General features: G+C 77.0%; 4 protein-coding genes and 1 pseudogene. All 5 read right to left on the bottom strand.

What is annotated here, in order from left to right; translation table 11 throughout:
• Positions 1–699: pseudogene (locus tag AC1DUE_RS19925) on the bottom strand (hypothetical protein); the annotation flags it as partial.
• Positions 696–1,388 carry a C40 family peptidase gene (locus AC1DUE_RS19920; protein WP_477041150.1) on the bottom strand — a complete coding sequence of 231 codons (693 nt, stop codon included), beginning with the start codon at positions 1,386–1,388 and terminating at the stop codon, positions 696–698. The gene AC1DUE_RS19920 and the pseudogene AC1DUE_RS19925, both read right to left, overlap by 4 nt.
• A complete protein-coding gene (locus AC1DUE_RS19915) occupies positions 1,385–1,822 on the bottom strand; it encodes a flagellar export protein FliJ (RefSeq protein ID WP_477041149.1) in 438 nt (145 codons plus the stop codon). Before AC1DUE_RS19915 ends, AC1DUE_RS19920 begins: the two co-directional genes overlap by 4 nt.
• Positions 1,819–3,156 carry a FliI/YscN family ATPase gene (locus AC1DUE_RS19910; RefSeq protein ID WP_477041148.1) on the bottom strand — a complete coding sequence of 446 codons (1,338 nt, stop codon included), beginning with the start codon at positions 3,154–3,156 and terminating at the stop codon, positions 1,819–1,821. Before AC1DUE_RS19910 ends, AC1DUE_RS19915 begins: the two co-directional genes overlap by 4 nt.
• On the bottom strand, positions 3,153–3,609 hold a 457-nt coding region (locus tag AC1DUE_RS19905; RefSeq protein ID WP_477041147.1), incomplete at its 5' end, for a FliH/SctL family protein. The genes AC1DUE_RS19910 and AC1DUE_RS19905, both read right to left, overlap by 4 nt.

Genomic DNA, 3,609 nt, shown 5'->3' with positions numbered 1-3,609 from the left:
GGCCGGGGCGGCGAGGGGCGCGGGCTGTGCGCTGTCCGCGGGACGCGCACCGCTCGGGGCGGCCGAGGTCAGCGGAGCCGACGCTGCGGGAGCGGGTGCCGCGGGAGCGGACGGCCCGGCGAGCGGGGCGACGGTGCCCGTCGCGGAGGCGAGCGCCGGGGTCGGGGTCGTCGTCCCGACAGGTGTCGCGGCGGTCGCCGCCGCGGCCGCGGTGTCGCTGCCGGCTGGAGGCACCGCCGGGCCGACGGTCGCCGCCGGTGCCGTGGGAGCGGGCGTGCCGTCAGCGGGCGTGGCGTCCGCGCTCGGGACGGGTGCCGCGGTCGGGTTCGGGTCCGTCGCGGGGGGGTCGACGGGGGTCGCGTCCAGCACGGCCGGGTCCGTCTCCTGCGTCGTGTCCGTCGCCTCGGACCTGACGACGTCGTCGGCATCCGGCTCCGCGGCGGTCGCCTTCGTCGCACCGAGCTTGTGCGCCTTCTCGGCCGACCGCGCGAGCGCCTTGTCCGAGGCGTGGACCAGCGCGCGCTGCTCGGCCGTCTGCGCACCGGAGCCGGCGGGCCGGGCGGGCGTGCGGACGGGCTCGCGATCCTGCGCGGCGACCTGCTGGAGCACCTGCGCGAAGTCGCCGGCGGGCGCGACGGACGAGCGCGGGGACGCCGACCGGGCGCCCGGGACGACCGGGGCCACGCCGACCGCGGTCACGCGGCCGCTCCGGCGGTGAGGGCGGCGAGCGCGTCGGTGGCGGTGGACGAGGAGGAGGACGAGCTCAGCGACATCAGCGCCTCGAGGGCGGCGCGCTGCGCGCTGGCCGTGGCCGACGCGCTCGTGACGGGTGCCGCAGCGACGGTCTCCTGGGGCAGGATCCGACGGATCGCCGTCGGCTCCTTGTACACGTCCCGCACGGAGACGTGCCCGCCGGGCTTGGGTGCGTCGATCATCTTGCCGTCCCCTACGTAGATGGCGATGTGGGTGCCGCCGCCGAAGACCAGCAGATCTCCGGGCAGCGCCTGGTCGAGGTTCGGCACCGCGGTGCCGAGGGTCATCTGCTCGCGCGCGGTGCGCGGGATGCCGGTCACGCCGAGGTCCGCGAGCGAGCGCTGCACCAGCCCGGAGCAGTCGAGACCACCCTCGGACAGCGACTCGCCACCCCACACGTAGGGCGTGCCGACGTACTGCTCGGCGGCCGCGACGAGCGACTGGCCGGTCGGGCCCGTCGTCGTGGTGGTCGTCGCCGGGGTGACCGTGTCGGACAGGCCGAGGGCCGCGAGCGCGTCCGTGAAGGAGGTCGCCGAGACCTTGGCCGTGGTGGTCGTCGCGACGACCTTCTGCGGCTCGACGAGCTGACGCAGCTCGCCGATCCGGGCCTGCACTGCCGCGATCCCGGTGGTCATGAGTCCGCCCCCTCCGACGACGCCGACGCTCGGCGCCCCGCGATCTCGTCGAGCACCTTCTGCTCCGCGCGGGTCTCCTCGAGGCGCTCGGCCTCCTGGTGGCGCTCCTCGAGCCGCTCCAGCGCGCGCACCTGCTGGTGCGCCTCGCTCCAGGTCTCGGCGCGCTCGTCGGTGACGGACTCCGCGGCGACCACGTCGCCCCGGCGCTCGACCAGCAACGACCCGAGCGCGGCCCGCCCGGCGACGGCGGCCCGGAACGCGAGCAGGTCGCCCTCGCGCGGCAGCGTCGCGCCGCTGAGGCGCTCCGCGGTGTCGCGGGCACGCTGCTCAGCACGGGCCTGGTCGCGACGGGCCAGCGCCAGCTCGGACGCGGCACGGTCCTCGGTGAGGGTGCGCAGCCGCAGCAGCGAGGCGAGCGGAAAGGCGCGGCTCACGACAGATCTCCCAAGGCGTCGACCAGGGCACCCAGGTGTGCCCACGACTGCGCCGCGGCGGCGGGCTCGTCCATGCCCTGCCGCAGGAACGCGTCGATCGCGCGGCCGTGCGTGACGGCGGCGTCGACGAGCGGGTTGGAGCCCGCGACGTACGCGCCGACGTCGATGAGGTCCTGCGCCTGACGGCGCGCGGCCATCACGGCGCGCAGCCGGGAGGCGACGGCGCGCTGGTCCGGCGACGTCACGCGCGAGGCGACGCGGCTGATCGAGCCGAGGGCGTCGACGGACGGGAAGTGCCCGGCCACGGCCAGGCGCCGGTCGAGGACGACGTGCCCGTCGAGGATCGAGCGCGCGGCGTCGGCGATCGGCTCGTTGTGGTCGTCGCCGTCCACGAGCACCGTGTAGAGGCCGGTGACGGAACCGGTCGGACCGGTGCCGGCGCGCTCGAGCAGCTGCGCGAGCAGAGCGAACGTGCTCGGCGGGTAGCCGCGGGTCGCGGGCGGCTCGCCGACCGACAAGCCGATCTCGCGCTGCGCCATGGCCACGCGGGTCAGCGAGTCCATCATCAGCACCGCGTGCGCCCCGCCGTCGCGCAGGTGCTCCGCGATCCGGGTGGCGACGAAGGCCGAGCGCAGCCGGACGAGCGGCGGCTCGTCGGAGGTGGCGACGACGACCACGGACCGGGCCAGACCCTCGGGGCCTAGGTCGTCCTCGAGGAACTCCCGGACCTCGCGGCCACGCTCGCCGACCAGCGCGATGACCGACACCTCGGCGTCGGTGCCGCGGGCGATCATCGACAGCAGGCTCGACTTGCCGACGCCGGACCCGGCGAACAGGCCCATGCGCTGGCCACGGCCGACCGTGACGAGCGTGTCGAGGACGCGGACGCCCAGGTCGAGCGGGGTGTCGACGCGGGCACGGTCGAGGGGGTGCGGCGCGCGCGAGTCCATGGGGACGTAGGCGTCGGCCCGCAGCGGACCCAACCCGTCGATGGGCCGCCCGAGCCCGTCGAGCACCCGGCCGAGCAGCCCGGTGCCGACCGGCACCTGCAGGGACCGGCCGAGCGGACGCGCGGGCATGCCGGCGCGCAGGCCACGGGTGGGGGCCAGCGGCATGCAGCGGACGGTGTCGCCGGAGGTCGCGACGACCTCGGCGAGGACGGGTTCGTCCGCGCCGACGCTGTCGCCGATGCGGACCAGCTCGCCGAGCGCGGCGCCTGTGCCGGCGACCTCGATCGACAGGCCGACGACCGTGCGGACGGTGCCGACGACCTCGGGGGCCACGGCGGCGAGTGCGTCGTCCCAGCGGCTCCGCGTCTCCAGGAGGGTGCTCATTCGGACTCTCCCGCCAGGGCGGCGCGCGCACGGTCGAGTGCCGTGCCGATCCGCGCGTCGAGGAAGCCGTCGGGGTGAACGGCCAGGGCGTCGCCCGGCGCCAGCGACGGGTCGCCGACCAGCAGCACGCCGTCGGGGGCGTCGTCGGCACCGATGCTCTGCAGGGTGTCGAGGTCGCGCAGGCTGAGGTGGACCGTGACGGTCTCGGCGCCGCGCGGCCGGGCGAGCGCGCGGGCCAGCGCCGCGCGGGCGGACTGCTCGCGGTCGGACAGCTCGACGCCGAGCACGGCCTGCGCCAGCTCGAGCGCCCCGGCGTGCAGGAGCTCCTCGGCCTCGGCCAGCACGGGGGCGGTGCGCGCCGAGGCGGCGGCCGCGGCCCGCGCCAGCACGTCGAGCGCCCGGCCGAGCAGCGCGCCGGTCGTGGCGGCCTGCTCGGCGCGCTCGGTCGCCACC

It is taken from the genome of Cellulomonas sp. P4_A2 (assembly GCF_056402515.1).
Note: the sequence above shows the minus strand (reverse complement) of the source record. Positions and strands in the feature narration are given on the sequence as shown.